Source organism: Cytobacillus sp. FSL R7-0680 (genome assembly GCF_038009245.1).
Classification (GTDB): Bacteria; Bacillota; Bacilli; order Bacillales; family Cytobacillaceae; genus Cytobacillus; species Cytobacillus kochii.
This window is the reverse complement of the sequence record NZ_JBBPAO010000001.1, coordinates 2,151,952-2,166,907: the sequence shown is the minus strand read 5'-3', so window position 1 is coordinate 2,166,907 and position 14,956 is coordinate 2,151,952. Positions and strand designations below refer to the sequence as shown.

17 protein-coding genes are annotated in these 14,956 nt (G+C 36.6%); 16 read left to right on the top strand and 1 reads right to left on the bottom strand.

Features of this window, described 5'->3' with window-relative positions; all coding sequences use genetic code 11:
• The first annotated feature begins 171 nt into the window (after nucleotides 1-171).
• The 5 genes from safA to MKY26_RS10795 all read left to right on the top strand — a co-directional run bounded on the left by safA (nucleotide 172) and on the right by MKY26_RS10795 (nucleotide 5,011).
• Nucleotides 172-1,845, top strand: coding sequence for a SafA/ExsA family spore coat assembly protein (gene safA, locus MKY26_RS10815; RefSeq protein WP_095372420.1), 1,674 nt, complete (start codon nucleotides 172-174; stop codon nucleotides 1,843-1,845).
• Entirely contained in the window at nucleotides 1,817-2,806 is a 990-nt protein-coding gene (locus tag MKY26_RS10810) for a phosphotransferase (protein WP_341097000.1), read from the top strand. Before safA ends, MKY26_RS10810 begins: the two co-directional genes overlap by 29 nt.
• An 85-nt stretch (nucleotides 2,807-2,891) precedes the next feature.
• Complete coding sequence (locus MKY26_RS10805) at nucleotides 2,892-3,527, top strand: YhcN/YlaJ family sporulation lipoprotein (protein ID WP_341096993.1); 636 nt, start codon at nucleotides 2,892-2,894, stop codon at nucleotides 3,525-3,527.
• A gap of 201 nt (nucleotides 3,528-3,728) precedes the next feature.
• Nucleotides 3,729-4,247: an intercompartmental signaling factor BofC gene (locus tag MKY26_RS10800; protein WP_095372423.1), complete on the top strand. Its 519-nt coding sequence runs from the start codon at nucleotides 3,729-3,731 to the stop codon at nucleotides 4,245-4,247.
• Nucleotides 4,248-4,447: 200 nt separating this feature from the next.
• Complete coding sequence (locus tag MKY26_RS10795; RefSeq protein ID WP_095372424.1) at nucleotides 4,448-5,011, top strand: tyrosine-type recombinase/integrase; 564 nt, start codon at nucleotides 4,448-4,450, stop codon at nucleotides 5,009-5,011.
• A gap of 46 nt (nucleotides 5,012-5,057) precedes the next feature.
• On the opposite strand, the gene MKY26_RS10790 is transcribed toward MKY26_RS10795, so the two are convergent.
• Entirely contained in the window at nucleotides 5,058-5,747 is a 690-nt protein-coding gene (locus tag MKY26_RS10790; protein ID WP_095372425.1) for a universal stress protein, read from the bottom strand.
• 294 nt (nucleotides 5,748-6,041) lie between these two features.
• On the opposite strand from MKY26_RS10790, the gene MKY26_RS10785 reads away from it, so the two are divergent.
• The 11 genes from MKY26_RS10785 (at nucleotide 6,042) to queA (ending at nucleotide 14,933) form a co-directional block, all read left to right on the top strand.
• Nucleotides 6,042-8,456: a Na+/H+ antiporter subunit A gene (locus tag MKY26_RS10785; protein WP_341096979.1), complete on the top strand. Its 2,415-nt coding sequence runs from the start codon at nucleotides 6,042-6,044 to the stop codon at nucleotides 8,454-8,456.
• Complete coding sequence (locus MKY26_RS10780; RefSeq protein ID WP_095372426.1) at nucleotides 8,456-8,881, top strand: Na(+)/H(+) antiporter subunit B; 426 nt, start codon at nucleotides 8,456-8,458, stop codon at nucleotides 8,879-8,881. The genes MKY26_RS10785 and MKY26_RS10780 overlap by 1 nt, the downstream gene beginning before the upstream one ends.
• A gap of 1 nt (nucleotide 8,882) precedes the next feature.
• Entirely contained in the window at nucleotides 8,883-9,221 is a 339-nt protein-coding gene (locus MKY26_RS10775) for a Na(+)/H(+) antiporter subunit C (protein WP_095372427.1), read from the top strand.
• Nucleotides 9,214-10,701 carry a Na+/H+ antiporter subunit D gene (locus tag MKY26_RS10770; RefSeq protein ID WP_095372428.1) on the top strand — a complete coding sequence of 496 codons (1,488 nt, stop codon included), beginning with the start codon at nucleotides 9,214-9,216 and terminating at the stop codon, nucleotides 10,699-10,701. The genes MKY26_RS10775 and MKY26_RS10770 overlap by 8 nt, the downstream gene beginning before the upstream one ends.
• A gap of 32 nt (nucleotides 10,702-10,733) precedes the next feature.
• A complete protein-coding gene (locus tag MKY26_RS10765) occupies nucleotides 10,734-11,213 on the top strand; it encodes a Na+/H+ antiporter subunit E (RefSeq protein ID WP_095372429.1) in 480 nt (159 codons plus the stop codon).
• Nucleotides 11,210-11,494: a Na(+)/H(+) antiporter subunit F1 gene (locus tag MKY26_RS10760; protein ID WP_095372430.1), complete on the top strand. Its 285-nt coding sequence runs from the start codon at nucleotides 11,210-11,212 to the stop codon at nucleotides 11,492-11,494. The genes MKY26_RS10765 and MKY26_RS10760 overlap by 4 nt, the downstream gene beginning before the upstream one ends.
• Entirely contained in the window at nucleotides 11,472-11,846 is a 375-nt protein-coding gene (mnhG, locus tag MKY26_RS10755) for a monovalent cation/H(+) antiporter subunit G (RefSeq protein WP_095372431.1), read from the top strand. Before MKY26_RS10760 ends, mnhG begins: the two co-directional genes overlap by 23 nt.
• 200 nt (nucleotides 11,847-12,046) lie before the next feature.
• Entirely contained in the window at nucleotides 12,047-12,646 is a 600-nt protein-coding gene (gene ruvA / locus MKY26_RS10750) for a Holliday junction branch migration protein RuvA (RefSeq protein WP_095372432.1), read from the top strand.
• Between the two features lie 34 nt (nucleotides 12,647-12,680).
• Nucleotides 12,681-13,697: a Holliday junction branch migration DNA helicase RuvB gene (ruvB, locus tag MKY26_RS10745; RefSeq protein ID WP_341051667.1), complete on the top strand. Its 1,017-nt coding sequence runs from the start codon at nucleotides 12,681-12,683 to the stop codon at nucleotides 13,695-13,697.
• Nucleotides 13,694-13,876, top strand: a complete 183-nt coding sequence (locus MKY26_RS10740; RefSeq protein ID WP_095373638.1) for a DUF2905 domain-containing protein — start codon at nucleotides 13,694-13,696, stop codon at nucleotides 13,874-13,876. Before ruvB ends, MKY26_RS10740 begins: the two co-directional genes overlap by 4 nt.
• Before the next feature lie 28 nt (nucleotides 13,877-13,904).
• Nucleotides 13,905-14,933 carry a tRNA preQ1(34) S-adenosylmethionine ribosyltransferase-isomerase QueA gene (gene queA / locus MKY26_RS10735; protein WP_341096962.1) on the top strand — a complete coding sequence of 343 codons (1,029 nt, stop codon included), beginning with the start codon at nucleotides 13,905-13,907 and terminating at the stop codon, nucleotides 14,931-14,933.
• Nucleotides 14,934-14,956: the final 23 nt, after the last annotated feature.

Genomic DNA, 14,956 nt, shown 5'->3' with positions numbered 1-14,956 from the left:
TTAGCAATTTGCCCATTCCTTCATAGAATATATGGACTCGTCGAGAAGTAGGTATGAGCCCGCACGTATTTATAGGTGTTAGGCAGCTACTTTTTATCCCGATTCGTTATAATCATTGATGGTATAAAGCTCTCATCAATGAAAGTTTGTTTTGTATAGGAGGGAACCAGCGTGAAAATCCATATCGTTCAAAAGGGTGATACCCTATGGAAGATTGCGAAGAAGTACGGCGTGAATTTCGAAGAGCTTAAAAAGATGAATACTCAGTTAAGTAATCCTGATATGATTATGCCGGGTATGAAAATTAAAGTACCAGGAGCAGGTGGGATGATTAAGAAGGAAGCACCCCTATCAGGAACAAAGATTAACGTAGGCTCTAAAAAAGAAATGCCAAAAGAGATGCCGAAAGAACAGGTAAAGAAGGAAGAAGTAAAGAAAGAAGCAGTAAAAAAAGAAGTGAAAAAACCGTATAAACCTAAAATGCCTAAACAAATCCTGCCGGATATCGATATAAACAACTACTATATGATGAATTTCGAAACACAAAAGCCGTTAAAACCTGTTCAAGAGCAAAAACCTTTAAAACCTGTTCAAGAACAAAAGCCGTTAAAGCCTGTTCAAGAACAAAAGCCGTTAAAACCTGTTCAAGAGCAAAAACCTTTAAAACCTGTTCAAGAACAAAAGCCGTTAAAGCCTGTTCAAGAGCAAAAGCCGTTAAAACCTGTTCAAGAGCAAAAGCCGTTAAAGCCTGTTCAAGAGCAAAAGCCATTAAAACCTGTTCAAGAACAAAAGCCATTAAAACCTATGCCGCAATTACCACCAAAACCAACCAATATCTTACCTAAGTCGACTGAGTCATCACAATCTCCTTCTATTAAAGGGAAGGAGCAAATCCAAGGAGGTTATGATCAACTTATGTATCCTTATAACCCTAATATGTTCCAACCTGGCATGCAACAGCCTTACTATCCTCAAAATCAAGGTGCTTACAACCCCTATCAGCAACAAGGTATGGTAGCGGGTGTAGAGAGTCCGAATTATCATGAAGAAAGTTCTTCATATATGTCACCATATCAAAATCAACAACAGGCACAACTGTCGCCACAAGTAGGAGGTATGTACGACCAGCAAGCACAACTTCCGCCACAAGTAGGAGGTATGTACGATCAGCAAGCGCAACTCCCGCCGCAAGTAGGAGGTATGTACGATCAGCAAGCACAGCTCCCGCCACAAGTAGGAGGTATGTATGATCAGCAAGCACAGCTCCCGCCGCAAGTAGGAGGTATGTACGATCAACAAGCGCAGCTCCCTCCACAAGTGGGCGGTGCTTATGATCAACAAGCACAGCTCCCGCCGCAAGTGAGTGGTGCCTATGATCAACAAGCACAGCTTCCACCACAAGTAGGAGGAGCGTTTGATCAGCAATTACCGCTACAACCGACTTATATGATGCCGGCGATGCAGCAGCCTTGCTATCCATGCCCGCCACCATGTCCACCGCCATGCCCGCCACATCATATGATGCATCATCATGGTGTAATGCCGTTCTATCCACAGGTGCAAGGTGTGAGTGAGTCAGGAGAACAATTACCGTTAAGTCCAAGTCAAAGCCAGATGCCGTTAAGTCCTAGCCACAGTCAAATGCCAATGCCTCCAACTGTAGCAGGAACACAAGATTGTGGGTGTGGTGGCCCTCAATATCAAGCACCGATGAATCAGGGTTTTGGCTATCCTTATAGTCCGATGCCGCACCATGGTTCCCCATATGGCTATGCACCAATGGGTGGCGCACAACCGTTTGGAATGCCAAGAGGCTATGATGAAAGCAGTGACTTCGAAGGATAATGTTAAAGGAGACGATCATCATAATCGTCTCCTCTCCTATTTACAAAAGCAAATACCATGGACCATATTAGAAATTAATCAAATCAGGCAAAATGTTTTTAAAGTAGAAACAAATCACACACCATTTATATTAAAAGGGTTTCGTTCTTATCATAAGTTTAAACTTCAAGAAACATTTACCTCTTCATTAATAAAGGAGGGGTTTGTTCATACTTATTCCTTTCTTCCTTTAGCAAAGGATCCACCGTTATTTTTCGATGGAATTTATTTTGGATGCTTATTTTATATCCTCCCTTCTGAACAGCCTTTTACTTACCAAAACGAAACCAACCGTAAAGAAGGGTTAGATCTCATTGACAAATTTCATCATGTCTCAAAAAAATTAAAGGATCGTTATGTTACATTATTGTCCCCCCACCACCAGCGAGATAAATGGAGAATTCGGACTGTGCAATTCAAAAAAAATGAAAGTATTTTAAAGTATTTTATACCAAAAGAGATAATGGCTGAATATTTAGCATGGGCAGATTGGTCTTTATCTGGTATGGGGGGAAAAGAACAGACAATTGAAGCGAATGAAGTGATACTTCACGGTGATGTGGCTCATCATAATTTTATTCGCGATGATAGTAACCAATTATTTTTAATTGATTTTGACTTAATATCCATTGGCCAAAAGGAATATGATTATTTACAGTACGCAAACAGAATTTTGCCAACGCTTGATTGGGAGTTAAATGAAATGGAGAAGTTCCCTCAATTAAAGGAACTCACTACTAGTAACCAATCTTTGTACGCTCTCTCTTATCCAACTGATGTCTTTCGGGAGTGGAACAGGTGTATTCGAGAACGAACCTATATTTATCCAAAGAAAATGCGACCATTATTATCCTTAACCATTGATCAATTTCAGAAAAGGAAATTATTTGTGGAAGAGCTGAAAAAAAGAATAGATGGATAAATCTAATTTGTATGACTGCCCCTTGTTTTTTGCAAAATAGTAAAGAGATGAAAAATCTCCAATATTACCAGTGGGGGTATGTTAAATGCAAAAGAAGATTCTATTTGTCACTTTTGCTGTTGTGATGTCGATGAGTTTAGCTGCCTGTGGTACGAATAACGATGCGAGTGAGACGACAGACGAGAACCGGAATCGGACGGTACCTATGGGTTATTATACGAATGAACAGCATAATCAAAAATCGAAATTTAAGCTATTAAATGATGATGATGGTGCAGTAACAGAGTGGATGGATCATTCTCTAGGAGATGAAACGGATACAACAAGAGATGGGAAATTCAGCAAAACAGATGTCAATTATAATGGCCATATTGAGTATAATCATGTACCGCGGTCTAACTATTATCAATCTTATGAAGGAGAATTAATTGAAAAAGTTATCCATGATGCAGAAGAAGTAGAGCAAGTAAAAGAAGCGAGAGCGGCTGAGCATGACGGGAAGATAGTAATTGCTTTAAGACTAAATAAAGATGCGGATGAAAAGCAAGTTGAACAAGAGGTTTTTTCAAAGGTAAAATCCTTTGTTGGAGAGAGAAAAGTGAGAATTGTTACGAACGAAAGTCAATTCTTTCGCCTAAATACAATTGATAATGATGTAAAAGCAGGTCTCCCAATGGAAAAAATAAATGAGAATATTGATGAAATCTTTTATTCAAAGTAATCAATATAAATGAAGCACGAACAAGTTTGGAAATTAAATTTGTTCGTGCATTTTTTTGGAGTTAGATGATTTACCTAATGTTTGTTATTTGATTTTAGTCCTATGAATAGGCTCAATCGGGAGTATGCGTATAAGGAAAAAAAAAGTGGAGAAAATATATAGTATTAAGAGGTGGATATACTTGGTGAAGGAGGGGCAATAATGAAGAAATTAAGTGCGATAACCTTAATTATCTTACTCATCACTTTTCCCTTTAGTATTCATAATAGCGTCCAAGCTGTAAGTCGTGGGAATGAAAACCAAACAATAAAAGAAATTAAACCAGAACAAATAGATATTATTTTAGAAAGAGAATATATTGATGGGGAAATTAGTCAGGAACGAGTGCGCGAAACGATATGGTCATTTGAAGATTTATGGGCAAAATACGATGAGTGGCAATTAATGGATATGAAAAAAGGAGAAATGGTTTTTCGTCAACAAGTAAATGATATTTCGCCATTATTAAAGGCAAATGGTTATTTTGGCATTACTGAAGATGGTGTACTCACCATTTTTAATGGAGAACCTAGAAAGGCACAAATTATTCAATCATTCTTTTCTATTGATTTAGGAAAGCTTGAAAGTAAAAAATGCGAGCAGTTGAAACAAGGGATTCCAATTAAGTCAAAGAATGATTACATGGAAGTTTTAAAATCTTTTAGCGGCTATTCTTTATAAATGAACTGTAGCGACCTTTTAAAGGTCGCTATTTTAAATGAGTAAAAGTTTATTTTGTCTTGGAGTGAGGAAAATCAAGAATGGTAGCAATTTTAAAAATATAAATAAATGGGCTAAACCGTATACTTACAAGTTGTAATGTAACTTAATTTTTGATAACATACAATTAAGTTACATTAAAATTTCTAGGAGGAAATCCTGTGGAGTTTGTGGATCCGATTAAGGATATAGAAGACATTAACAAAATTAAATCAGAATTAAGATTGCATTCACAAAGGGATGTACTCCTGTTTGTCTTAGGGATTAATACAGGGATAAGAGTGAGTGATTTATTATTTTTAAAGGTTAAAGATTTATGGGAGGAAGAGGGCTTAAAAGAATTTTTATATATTAAGGATGAAAAGAATGGTGATTCTCGTGCATTTTATTTAAATAACAGCATTTTGAAAGAACTAGCTTCTTATATGAAGTTATTTAAATTAAATGACAACGATTATTTATTTAAATCTAAAAAGAACAAACAACCTATTACAAGGCAACAAGCTTACCGTATCATTAACCAAGCGGCAAAAAAGGTTGGTGTACAAGGGAAAATTGGTACGCATACATTAAGAAAAACTTTTGGTTACCATGCCTATCGAAAAGGAATTGCCATTTCCATTCTAATGAACATATACAATCACAATACGCCAGCTGAAACGTTAAGGTATATTGGGATTGATAAATTCGATAAAAAGCTAATAAAAGTAGATGTCAATTTATAAAAAAAACACCTCCATATAATTGGAGGCGTTAAGAGGAAAGAAAGTATTATTTTTCATCTTCCTCGTCAAATTCAGGAGCCATATCAACGTTTTTGAAATCTTTTATGACATCATCTGTACATTCAACCTGCAGTGTTTTTTTATCTTTCATGAACTTAAACACACCATTATTAAAATCGGTACCGAGATCTTTGAAGAATATACCTTCATATTCTACATCATTAGAATATTTGAAAGTGAGTCGATAATGGTCCCCGTCCTTAATTAGATAAGCGCGAACACCTTTTTCAAAATGACCTTCTTCATCTTTTAATGATCGTGATACTGAGATAATATGCAGGTCGACAAAAGGTACTTCTCTTAATAGAGAGTTAATAATAGACCCTTTTGCAATTTGCTCCCAGCGGCTTTGAGCCGTTTGCCCAAGAATGATTTGTGTTATATTTTTTTCGCGAGCGACATCAGCAATAACTTTAGAAACAGGTCTTCTTTCATTATCTTTTAAAATGAAAGCATCAGCACTGTGCATTTCAGCTAATTGCTGCCATTTCGTAATATAATGAGACTTCTCTGCATCCATATCATCAAAAGGCTTAGGGTCAATCGTTAAAATATATAGAGGGCAATCCATCATGTTTGCAATCTTGCATCCACGCTGAATAAGTCTTTCACCATTTGGTCCATAATAGACGCATACTAAAATGCTTTCGTCCATACGTCCTTTAATTTTTTTCATGTTTTGTCACCTCGAAATAGATGTGAAATTCATAAAAATTTACATTTAATATCAATAAACTATGTATGACTATATCCTATGCGAATGAAACAGTCAATTAAAAAATGAAATTTAATGAATTCTGCCATTTTTGAAATGTGGCAAGATAGTTAGAAACATTATTTTCCCCTAATTAAAACATTAATGTAATGGATAAATTAACATAAGACAGAATAAGTATGTCACCCCATTTTTAAAAAGCTTTTTTTATTAATATTCACCTATTCACAGTCATTTCAGGAGGAGGGACTACGGTTGACGATATTGCACATCATGATTTTAATTCCATTTGTTTTTGCGATTTTTGTCCCGCTGTTATATAAATACTTCAATAAAAGATTGCATACAGGTTGGTTTGTTATTCTAATTCCTATTATTATATTCGTTTATTTGCTTCAATTAATTCCTAAAATATCCTCAGGAGCAACAATATACGAAACGATACCATGGATCCCCTCGTTTGGTATTAATTTAGATATGTATGTAGATGGATTAAGTTTGATCTTTGGATTACTGATCACGGGTATTGGTGCACTCGTTATTTTATATTCGATTTATTATTTATCAAAAGAAAAGGAAGCACTTCACAATTTTTATGTGTATCTCCTTCTTTTTATGGGAGCGATGCTAGGACTTGTATTCTCAGATAATATACTTGTTCTATATGTTTTCTGGGAATTAACGAGTATCTCATCCTTTTTATTAATTGCCTATTGGTATGAGAGAGAAAAATCCAGATATGGTGCGCAAAAATCAATGTTAATTACGATTTTTGGCGGCTTAGCGATGTTGTCTGGTTTTATTATGCTATCGATGATAACGGACACGTATAGCATTAGAGAAATGTTTGCTATGAGTGAGACAATCATTGCTCATGATTTATTCTTACCAGCAATGATATTAATTTTACTAGGTGCTTTTACAAAATCAGCACAGTTTCCTTTTAGTATTTGGTTACCTGATGCAATGGAGGCGCCTACACCAATTAGTGCTTATTTGCATTCAGCAACAATGGTTAAAGCAGGAATTTATTTAGTTGCAAGATTAACCCCCATATTTGGTGGTACAGCAGAATGGTTTTGGATTATATCAATTGTTGGATTAATTACGCTATTGTATGGTTCATTCAACGCTGTGAAACAAATTGATTTAAAAGGATTACTGGCATATTCCACCATCAGTCAATTGGGAATGATTATGAGCTTGCTTGGAATTGGATCAGCTGCCCTTTATTTCGGTTACGGAAATGAAGCTGCTGTGTATGCAGCGGCGATTACAGCAGCTATTTTTCATTTGATTAATCACTCTACATTTAAAGGTGCCTTATTTATGGTAGTGGGCATCGTTGACCATGAAACTGGTACGCGTGATATTAGACGTCTAGGTGGTTTAATGACTGTTATGCCTATCACATTTACAGTTGCCTTAATTGGTTCATTTGCAATGGCAGGTCTACCACCATTTAATGGGTTTTTAAGTAAGGAAATGTTTTTTGCATCTGTTGTTAAAGTAACGGAAATGGATGTATTTAATATGGAAACATTAGGTATACTGTTTCCAATTATCGCTTGGGTTGCGAGTGTTTTTACCTTTATATACAGTATGATTCTTGTCTTTAAGACATTTAGAGGGAAATATAAACCAGATCGATTAGAGAAGAAGGCGCATGAAGCACCAATAGGCATGCTTATTTCACCTATTATCCTTGCGTCATTGGTTATTGTTATTTTCTTCTTTCCTAATGTGATTGCTGATTTATTATTAGTTCCTGCCGTATCAGCGATTCTTCCTTCTTTAATAGAAGAAGGTGTACTGAATATCCATATTTCAGCTTGGCATGGATTTTCAGCCGAATTATATATGACAATTGGCGTCGTTGTTGTAGGAACAATCATGTATCTAATGTTGAAAAAGTGGACCAAAGTTTATCGTCTATATCCACAAAATTTAACCATTAATGCACTATACAATAATAGTTTGGAAACATCGCAAAGAATAGCAGCAAGTGTGACAAATAAATATATGACGGGGTACACGCGTGATTATCTTGCTTATATATTTACATTCTTCGTGTTATTAATTGGTGGTACATTAATCATTACTAATTCTATTACGATTGATTTGACCAATGATGCCCCTGTGAACATTTTTGAGTTAGCCATTATGTTCTCCATGCTAGTAGCTGCATTTACAATACTATTAGCGAAATCAAGGTTGACTGCTATTATCTCACTAGGTGTTTTAGGTTATTTAGTATCCTTGTTCTTCGTCATTTTTAGAGCACCAGATTTAGCTTTAACTCAACTAGTAGTAGAAACGGTCACTACAGCCTTATTCTTGCTTTGCTTTTTTCATTTACCAAAATTCAAAGAGCAAACGCAAAAGCATAAAAAAGGTGTTCCATTTAAGCCATTGAATTTAATTATATCGATTGCGGTTGGTGCAGTGGTAACAGTGTTCGCGTTTTCGGCAAATGGTACACAAATATTTGAACCGATAGCAAGTTATTATGAGGATTCATATGAATTAGCAGGAGCGAAGAATATCGTAAATGCGATATTAGTTGATTTCAGGGGTATTGATACGATGTTAGAAATCTTTGTGCTATGTATTACAGCATTAAGTGTATATACACTGATTAAATTACGATTTTCAAGGAGGGAGAAATAATGAAAAAGCCTAATGATATTATTTTAAGGGCTGTAACGAATGTAGCAGTAGTCATTATTCTTACCTTTGCTGTTTACTTGTTTTTTGCTGGACATCACAATCCAGGAGGCGGATTTATTGGAGGGCTAGCTTTCGCAGCAGCTCTCACGCTCTTGTTTTTAACATATGATATTGATTCAATTAGAGTTAACTTTCCGTTTGACTTTAAAGTTTTAACAGCTGTTGGTGTGCTTATAGCGGTATTTACTGGAGTGGGAGGAATCTTATTTGATCAGCCGTTCCTATTCCAAGCTTTTGATTATTTCGACTTACCAATATTCGGGAAAACCGAATTAGCGACTGCTGTGCTCTTTGATGTAGGTGTAGCTTTAGCTGTTATTGGAACAGCAATGGTTATTATTATGACAATTAGTGAGGATCGATAATATGGAAACTTTAATGTCGATCTTAATTGGTGTTTTATTTACAATCGGTACGTATTTAATATTAACGAAGAGCTTGATAAGAATTATTTTAGGAACTTCAATTATTAGTCATGGTGTTCATTTGCTTATTCTTACGATGGGGGGCTTAAAAAGTGGAGGTCCGCCTTTATTGGGGATAGATACAACAACCTTTACGGATGCGCTTCCTCAAGCTCTTATTTTAACTGCTATAGTTATCAATTTCGCAACGACAGCCTTGTTTCTCGTGTTAAGTTACCGAGCCTATCAAGAGCTGGGGACGGATAACACTGCAGAAATGAGAGGTGACGAGAATGAATAACTTAGTCATTATGCCGATCATTGTACCTCTTATTATTGGTTTAGTGATGGTCATATTTAGACAGAAAATACTTTTCCATAAGATTTTAAGTGTGTTTACGCTAATAGCTACGGGAGTTATTTCAGGATTTTTGATTTACCAGGTGAAATATAATGGTATTCAAACATTACAATTAGGTGGTTGGGAAGCGCCTTTTGGTGTCAGTATGGTAGCGGATATGTTTTCGGGACTACTTTTATTGACAACAAGTATTGTTGGTCTACTTTGTCTTATCTTTGCTTTTGGTTCCATTGGTGAGGATCGAGAAAGGCATTACTTTTATCCCCTGTTCCTATTCTTAATTACAGGAGTAAATGGTTCTTTTCTCACAGGTGATGTTTTTAACTTATTCGTGTGTTTTGAAGTAATGTTAATCTCCTCCTATGCATTAATCACGTTAGGTGGAGAGAAGAAGCAATTAAGAGAGTCAATCAAATATGTGTTAATCAACCTACTAGCATCTTTCCTATTTTTAGCAGCTGTTGCGTATTTATATTCAGTAACAGGGACGATTAATATGGCACATTTAGCAGAACGTGTAGGAGAAGTAGGGCAGAGTGGGATTATTACTGCAGTGGCAATGATGTTTTTATTTGTCTTTAGTTTAAAGGCGGGTTTATTCTTATTCTTTTGGTTACCGGGTTCTTATAGTGCACCTCCAACAGCTGTAGCGGCAATCTTTGCAGCGCTACTTACGAAAGTAGGAATATACGCGATCTTTAGATTCTTTACTTTGATTTTTTATCATCAACCTGAGGTTACACATTTAATTATTGGTATTATGGCTGCTATTACTATGCTGCTCGGTGCAATTGGTGCCATTGCCTTTAATGATATTAAAAAGATTTTAACATATAATGTCATAGTTGGTGTTGGATTTATATTAGCAGGCTTAGCTACGTATACACATGAAGGATTAACTGGTTCAATCTATTATTTAATACACGATATGGTGATTAAAGCAGTTATTTTCCTTATCGGCGGTGTGATTATTGCTCTTGTAGGTACAAGCAAACTGAATGATATTAGTGGTCTAATTAAGACACACCCTTACCTAGGATGGATGTTCTTTATTGTTGCTCTTTCAATAGCGGGTATTCCTCCATTAAGCGGTTTTATCGGCAAAGTATATATAACAGAAGGAACCTTTGCGGTTGGCTATTACTGGCTAGGGGCAATTGGGTTAATAACGAGTTTAATGGTGCTCTTTTCTGTCATGAAGATATTTATGAACAGCTTTTGGGGAGAAACGATTCTATCAGAAGATATGGAAAAGAGCAGCACGAAAGGTGTCATGTTTCCAATAGTAACACTCGTTTTGTTAACAGTTGGACTTGGATTAGGCGCAGAGGGATTATATGATTACGTGAATATAGCTGTTGAATCTTTAATGAATCCTTCTTCTTATATTGAAGCCGTTTTACTAGGGTATAGCGATTAATATCATTCTAATAGAAAGGGCGGTGAGCGAGCATGGCTATGCAAGTACTAGTCAATTTATTCATTGCTGCGTTATGGATGTTTTTGCAGGATGAATGGAGTTTTTTATCTTTTTTTAGTGGTTATATTGTAGGGATATTTATTTTATTTTTAATAAGAAGATTTTTTGATGATAATTTTTATATCGTTACTTTTATGAACATCCTTAGTCTTTTGTTAGTGTTTATTCATGAGCTATTTACATCTAGTATGGAAGTTGTGAAACAAGTAATTAAACCAAAACTAGATATTAGGCCAGGCATTTTTACATTGGAGACAGAATTAGAAGGTGATATCGAATTAGCATTGCTTTCTTTTCTCCTTTGTTTAACACCAGGTTCGGTAGTGGTTGAGGTAGGAAATGATAACAAAACGTTTTATGTTCATGGACTTGATATCCCAACTTCGAGTGAATCGCTATTAAAGTCCAAGGTTCGATTCGAAAAGTCTATTAAGAGGGTGACAGGAAGATGATTGAGAGTTTATTAGTAGTTGCATTATGTTTTCTTGTCCTATCTATTTTAGCAGCAGTATATCGGCTTATTAAGGGTCCGTCTATTCCGGATCGCGTGCAGGCACTTGATAATATAGGAGTAAATATTATTGCGGCGATAGCGATTATTTCTATATTCATGCGGACGAGTGCGTTCTTTTCAGTCATGTTATTACTGGGGATTTTATCGTTTATTGGTACGATAGCCTTTGCGCGTTTCCTAGAGAGGGGGAAAGTCATTGAATCTGACCGTAACAAGTGAGTTAGGAGCAGGGATTCTCATTATTATAGGGACATTGTTTAGTTTTCTTAGTGCAATCGGTATTTTGCGTTTACCAGATGTATATACAAGGTCTCATGCAGCTTCAAAGAGTTCGACGATTGGTGTGTTATTTACGCTTGTAGGTACTTTAATCTTTTTTCTTGTTCATGAAGGTGTCTTTAGTATTCGATTAATATTAGTCATTTTCTTTGTTTTTTTAACTGCACCTGTATCAGCGCATCTCATCTCACGCTCCGCTTATCGCTCAAAAGTTCCAATGGCTGATGTCACTGTTCAAGATGAGTTAAAGAAAGTATTGGTAGGGAAAGATCGGGAAGGAGACCAGTCTTAATGGCTGGTTTTTTCTTTTATTCCCTAAGCGGCGATAATCTTGCAAACGTGTGCAATTAATTTGCAATGGTTAGTCCACTATTCTCAGTGGTCTGCAGGTGAAAGGAATGATAGTCGTAGCGTAAATAGATATCCTTTTTTCTTCAAGACGATTTTGTAGTATAATGGTGGGAGGTATGCAAAAGAGGGAGAGAATAAATTTTGTTTGAATATATTATTGGTCGTGTTGACTTCATCGGGCCAGAATACATTGTAGTTGAGAATAATGGGATTGGGTACCAAGTAATTACACCAAACCCATTTAGATATACGACCGATCAAGAAGTGAAAATTTATACATATCATCATGTCAGAGAAGATATTGAATCACTATATGGTTTTACATCACGACAGGAAAAAGCTTTATTCATGAAATTGCTCAATGTAACTGGTATTGGTCCAAAAGGAGCACTGGCAGTTCTTGCTACAGGTCAGCCAGAAGCGGTTGTTCATGCAATTGAGCATGAAGATGAGGCATTTCTTGTGAAGTTCCCAGGTGTAGGTAAAAAAACGGCTAGGCAGATGATTCTTGATTTAAAAGGGAAACTAGTTGATATTGTACCAGACTTGTTACCGAACTTATTTACAGAAGAGAAACAAATAAAAAGTAATCGAAACCATGAATTAGATGAAGCTCTTTTGGCGTTAAAAGCACTAGGCTATTCTGATAAAGAATTAAAGAAAATAACGAAAGATTTAAGTGCTGAAACATTAACTACCGATCAGTATATTAAATTGGCTTTGCAAAAGCTGCTTAAGTAAGAAAGAAGGCAAGGCATGGAAGGATGGTTAACAAATGGATGAGCGTATTATATCAGGAGAAGCGGATCATCAGGATACCTCATTTGAATATAGCTTACGTCCACAAACCTTAGCACAGTATATCGGCCAAGATCAGGTAAAGGAGAATTTGCGCATCTTCATAGAAGCAGCGAAAATGCGTAATGAAACCTTGGATCATGTTCTTCTTTACGGACCACCAGGCCTAGGAAAAACTACTTTAGCAACGATTATTAGTAATGAGATGGGCGTTAATATTCGGACAACAGCAGGGCCAGCCATTGAACGGCCTGGTGATTTAGCGGCTGTCTTGACTTCACTTGAGCCTGGTGATGTATTATTTATAGATGAGATTCATCGTTTGCCAAGGGCAATAGAAGAAGTATTATACCCGGCAATGGAGGATTTTTGTCTTGATATCGTGATTGGAAAAGGCCCAAGTGCTCGTTCTGTCAGACTGGATCTTCCCCCTTTTACTTTAGTTGGTGCTACAACGAGAGCAGGCTCTTTATCTGCACCTTTAAGGGATAGGTTCGGGGTTATGAGTAGACTGGAATATTATAATGAGGGACAACTAAAGGAAATCGTTGTAAGAACAGCGGCGATTCTCGATACAGAAATAGACGAAGAAGCGGCAGATGAGATTGCTCGACGCTCAAGAGGAACCCCTCGTATTGCAAACCGATTGCTTCGTAGAGTTAGGGATTATGCTCAAGTGCGAGGGGATGGTGCAGTAAACCAACAGTTTGCAAACGAGGCATTAGAGATGTTACAGGTCGATAGATTAGGCTTAGATCATATTGATCATAAGTTACTTAGGGGCATGATTGAGCGCTTTCGCGGTGGTCCAGTAGGATTAGAGACGATTGCTGCAACCATTGGAGAAGAAGCACATACGATAGAAGATGTGTACGAACCCTATTTATTACAAATTGGTTTCTTACAAAGGACACCAAGGGGCAGAATTGCGACACAGCTTGTTTATCAACATTTTCAAATGGAGGTGCCATCCAATTGCCAAAATGGTTCATGATTATTGGTGGTCTTCTATTTGTTATTGGTTTTCTTATGCATTTTTTCAATTTAGGAAAGCTCCCTGGAGATATTGTATTTAGAAAAGGGAATACAACTGTTTATTTCCCAATTGTAACGTCAATTATTATTAGTGTGATACTTTCCTTAATTGTCTATTTTATTGGGAAGTCACGTTAAATTATTCAAAAGTTGGAGACGAGACAAAATGAAAGTAGATTTATTTGATTTTAATTTACCAGAAGAGTTAATTGCGCAAACACCGCTTAAAGACAGAACAAGTAGCCGATTAATGGTATTAGATAAGGAGACGGGAGCGGTCCGTCATGACGTGTTTAAACATATTGTAGAATATTTACAGCCAGGTGATGCACTAGTATTGAATGATACAAGAGTATTGCCAGCACGACTTTTTGGAATGAAAGAAGAAACGGGAGCAAAATTAGAAGTGTTACTGTTGAAACAGCTTGAAAATGATCAATGGGAAACACTTGTAAAGCCAGCGAAACGGGTGAAAGTAGGGACAGAAATTATCTTTGGCGATGGTCAGCTGAAAGCGGTATGCCTTGAAGAGAGTGACCATGGTGGACGTGTTCTCAAGTTCAAATATGAAGGGATTTTTTACGAGGTATTAGAGCAATTAGGTGAAATGCCATTGCCACCCTATATTAAAGAACAACTAGAGGATCGAGATCGTTATCAAACGGTTTATGCAAAGGAGAATGGCTCTGCTGCAGCACCTACAGCTGGTTTACATTTTACTGAAGAACTATTAGAAGAAATAAAAGCGCGTGGAATTGAGATTCTTTTCATTACCCTTCATGTGGGTTTAGGTACGTTCAGACCAGTAAATGTAGATGACATTGATCATCATGAAATGCACGCCGAGTTCTATCAAATGACAAAAGAAACAGCTCAAACGTTGAACCGAATTCGGGAAAGTGGTCATAAAATCATCAGTGTTGGTACAACTTCAACAAGAACACTTGAAACAATTGCTACTGCTTTTAACGGACGTTTTGAAGAGTCAAGTGGTTGGACTGATATCTTTATCTTCCCTGGGTATGAATTTAAGGCGATTGATGGCATGATCACGAATTTTCACTTACCAAAATCAACGTTGATTATGCTTATTAGTGCATTGGCTGGTCGTGAGCATGTGCTTGAAGCATATAAGCAAGCAGTAGAAGAAAGGTATCGTTTCTTTAGTTTTGGAGATGCAATGTTTATTAAATAAAAGAGTTTCATATGGAAAAGGAG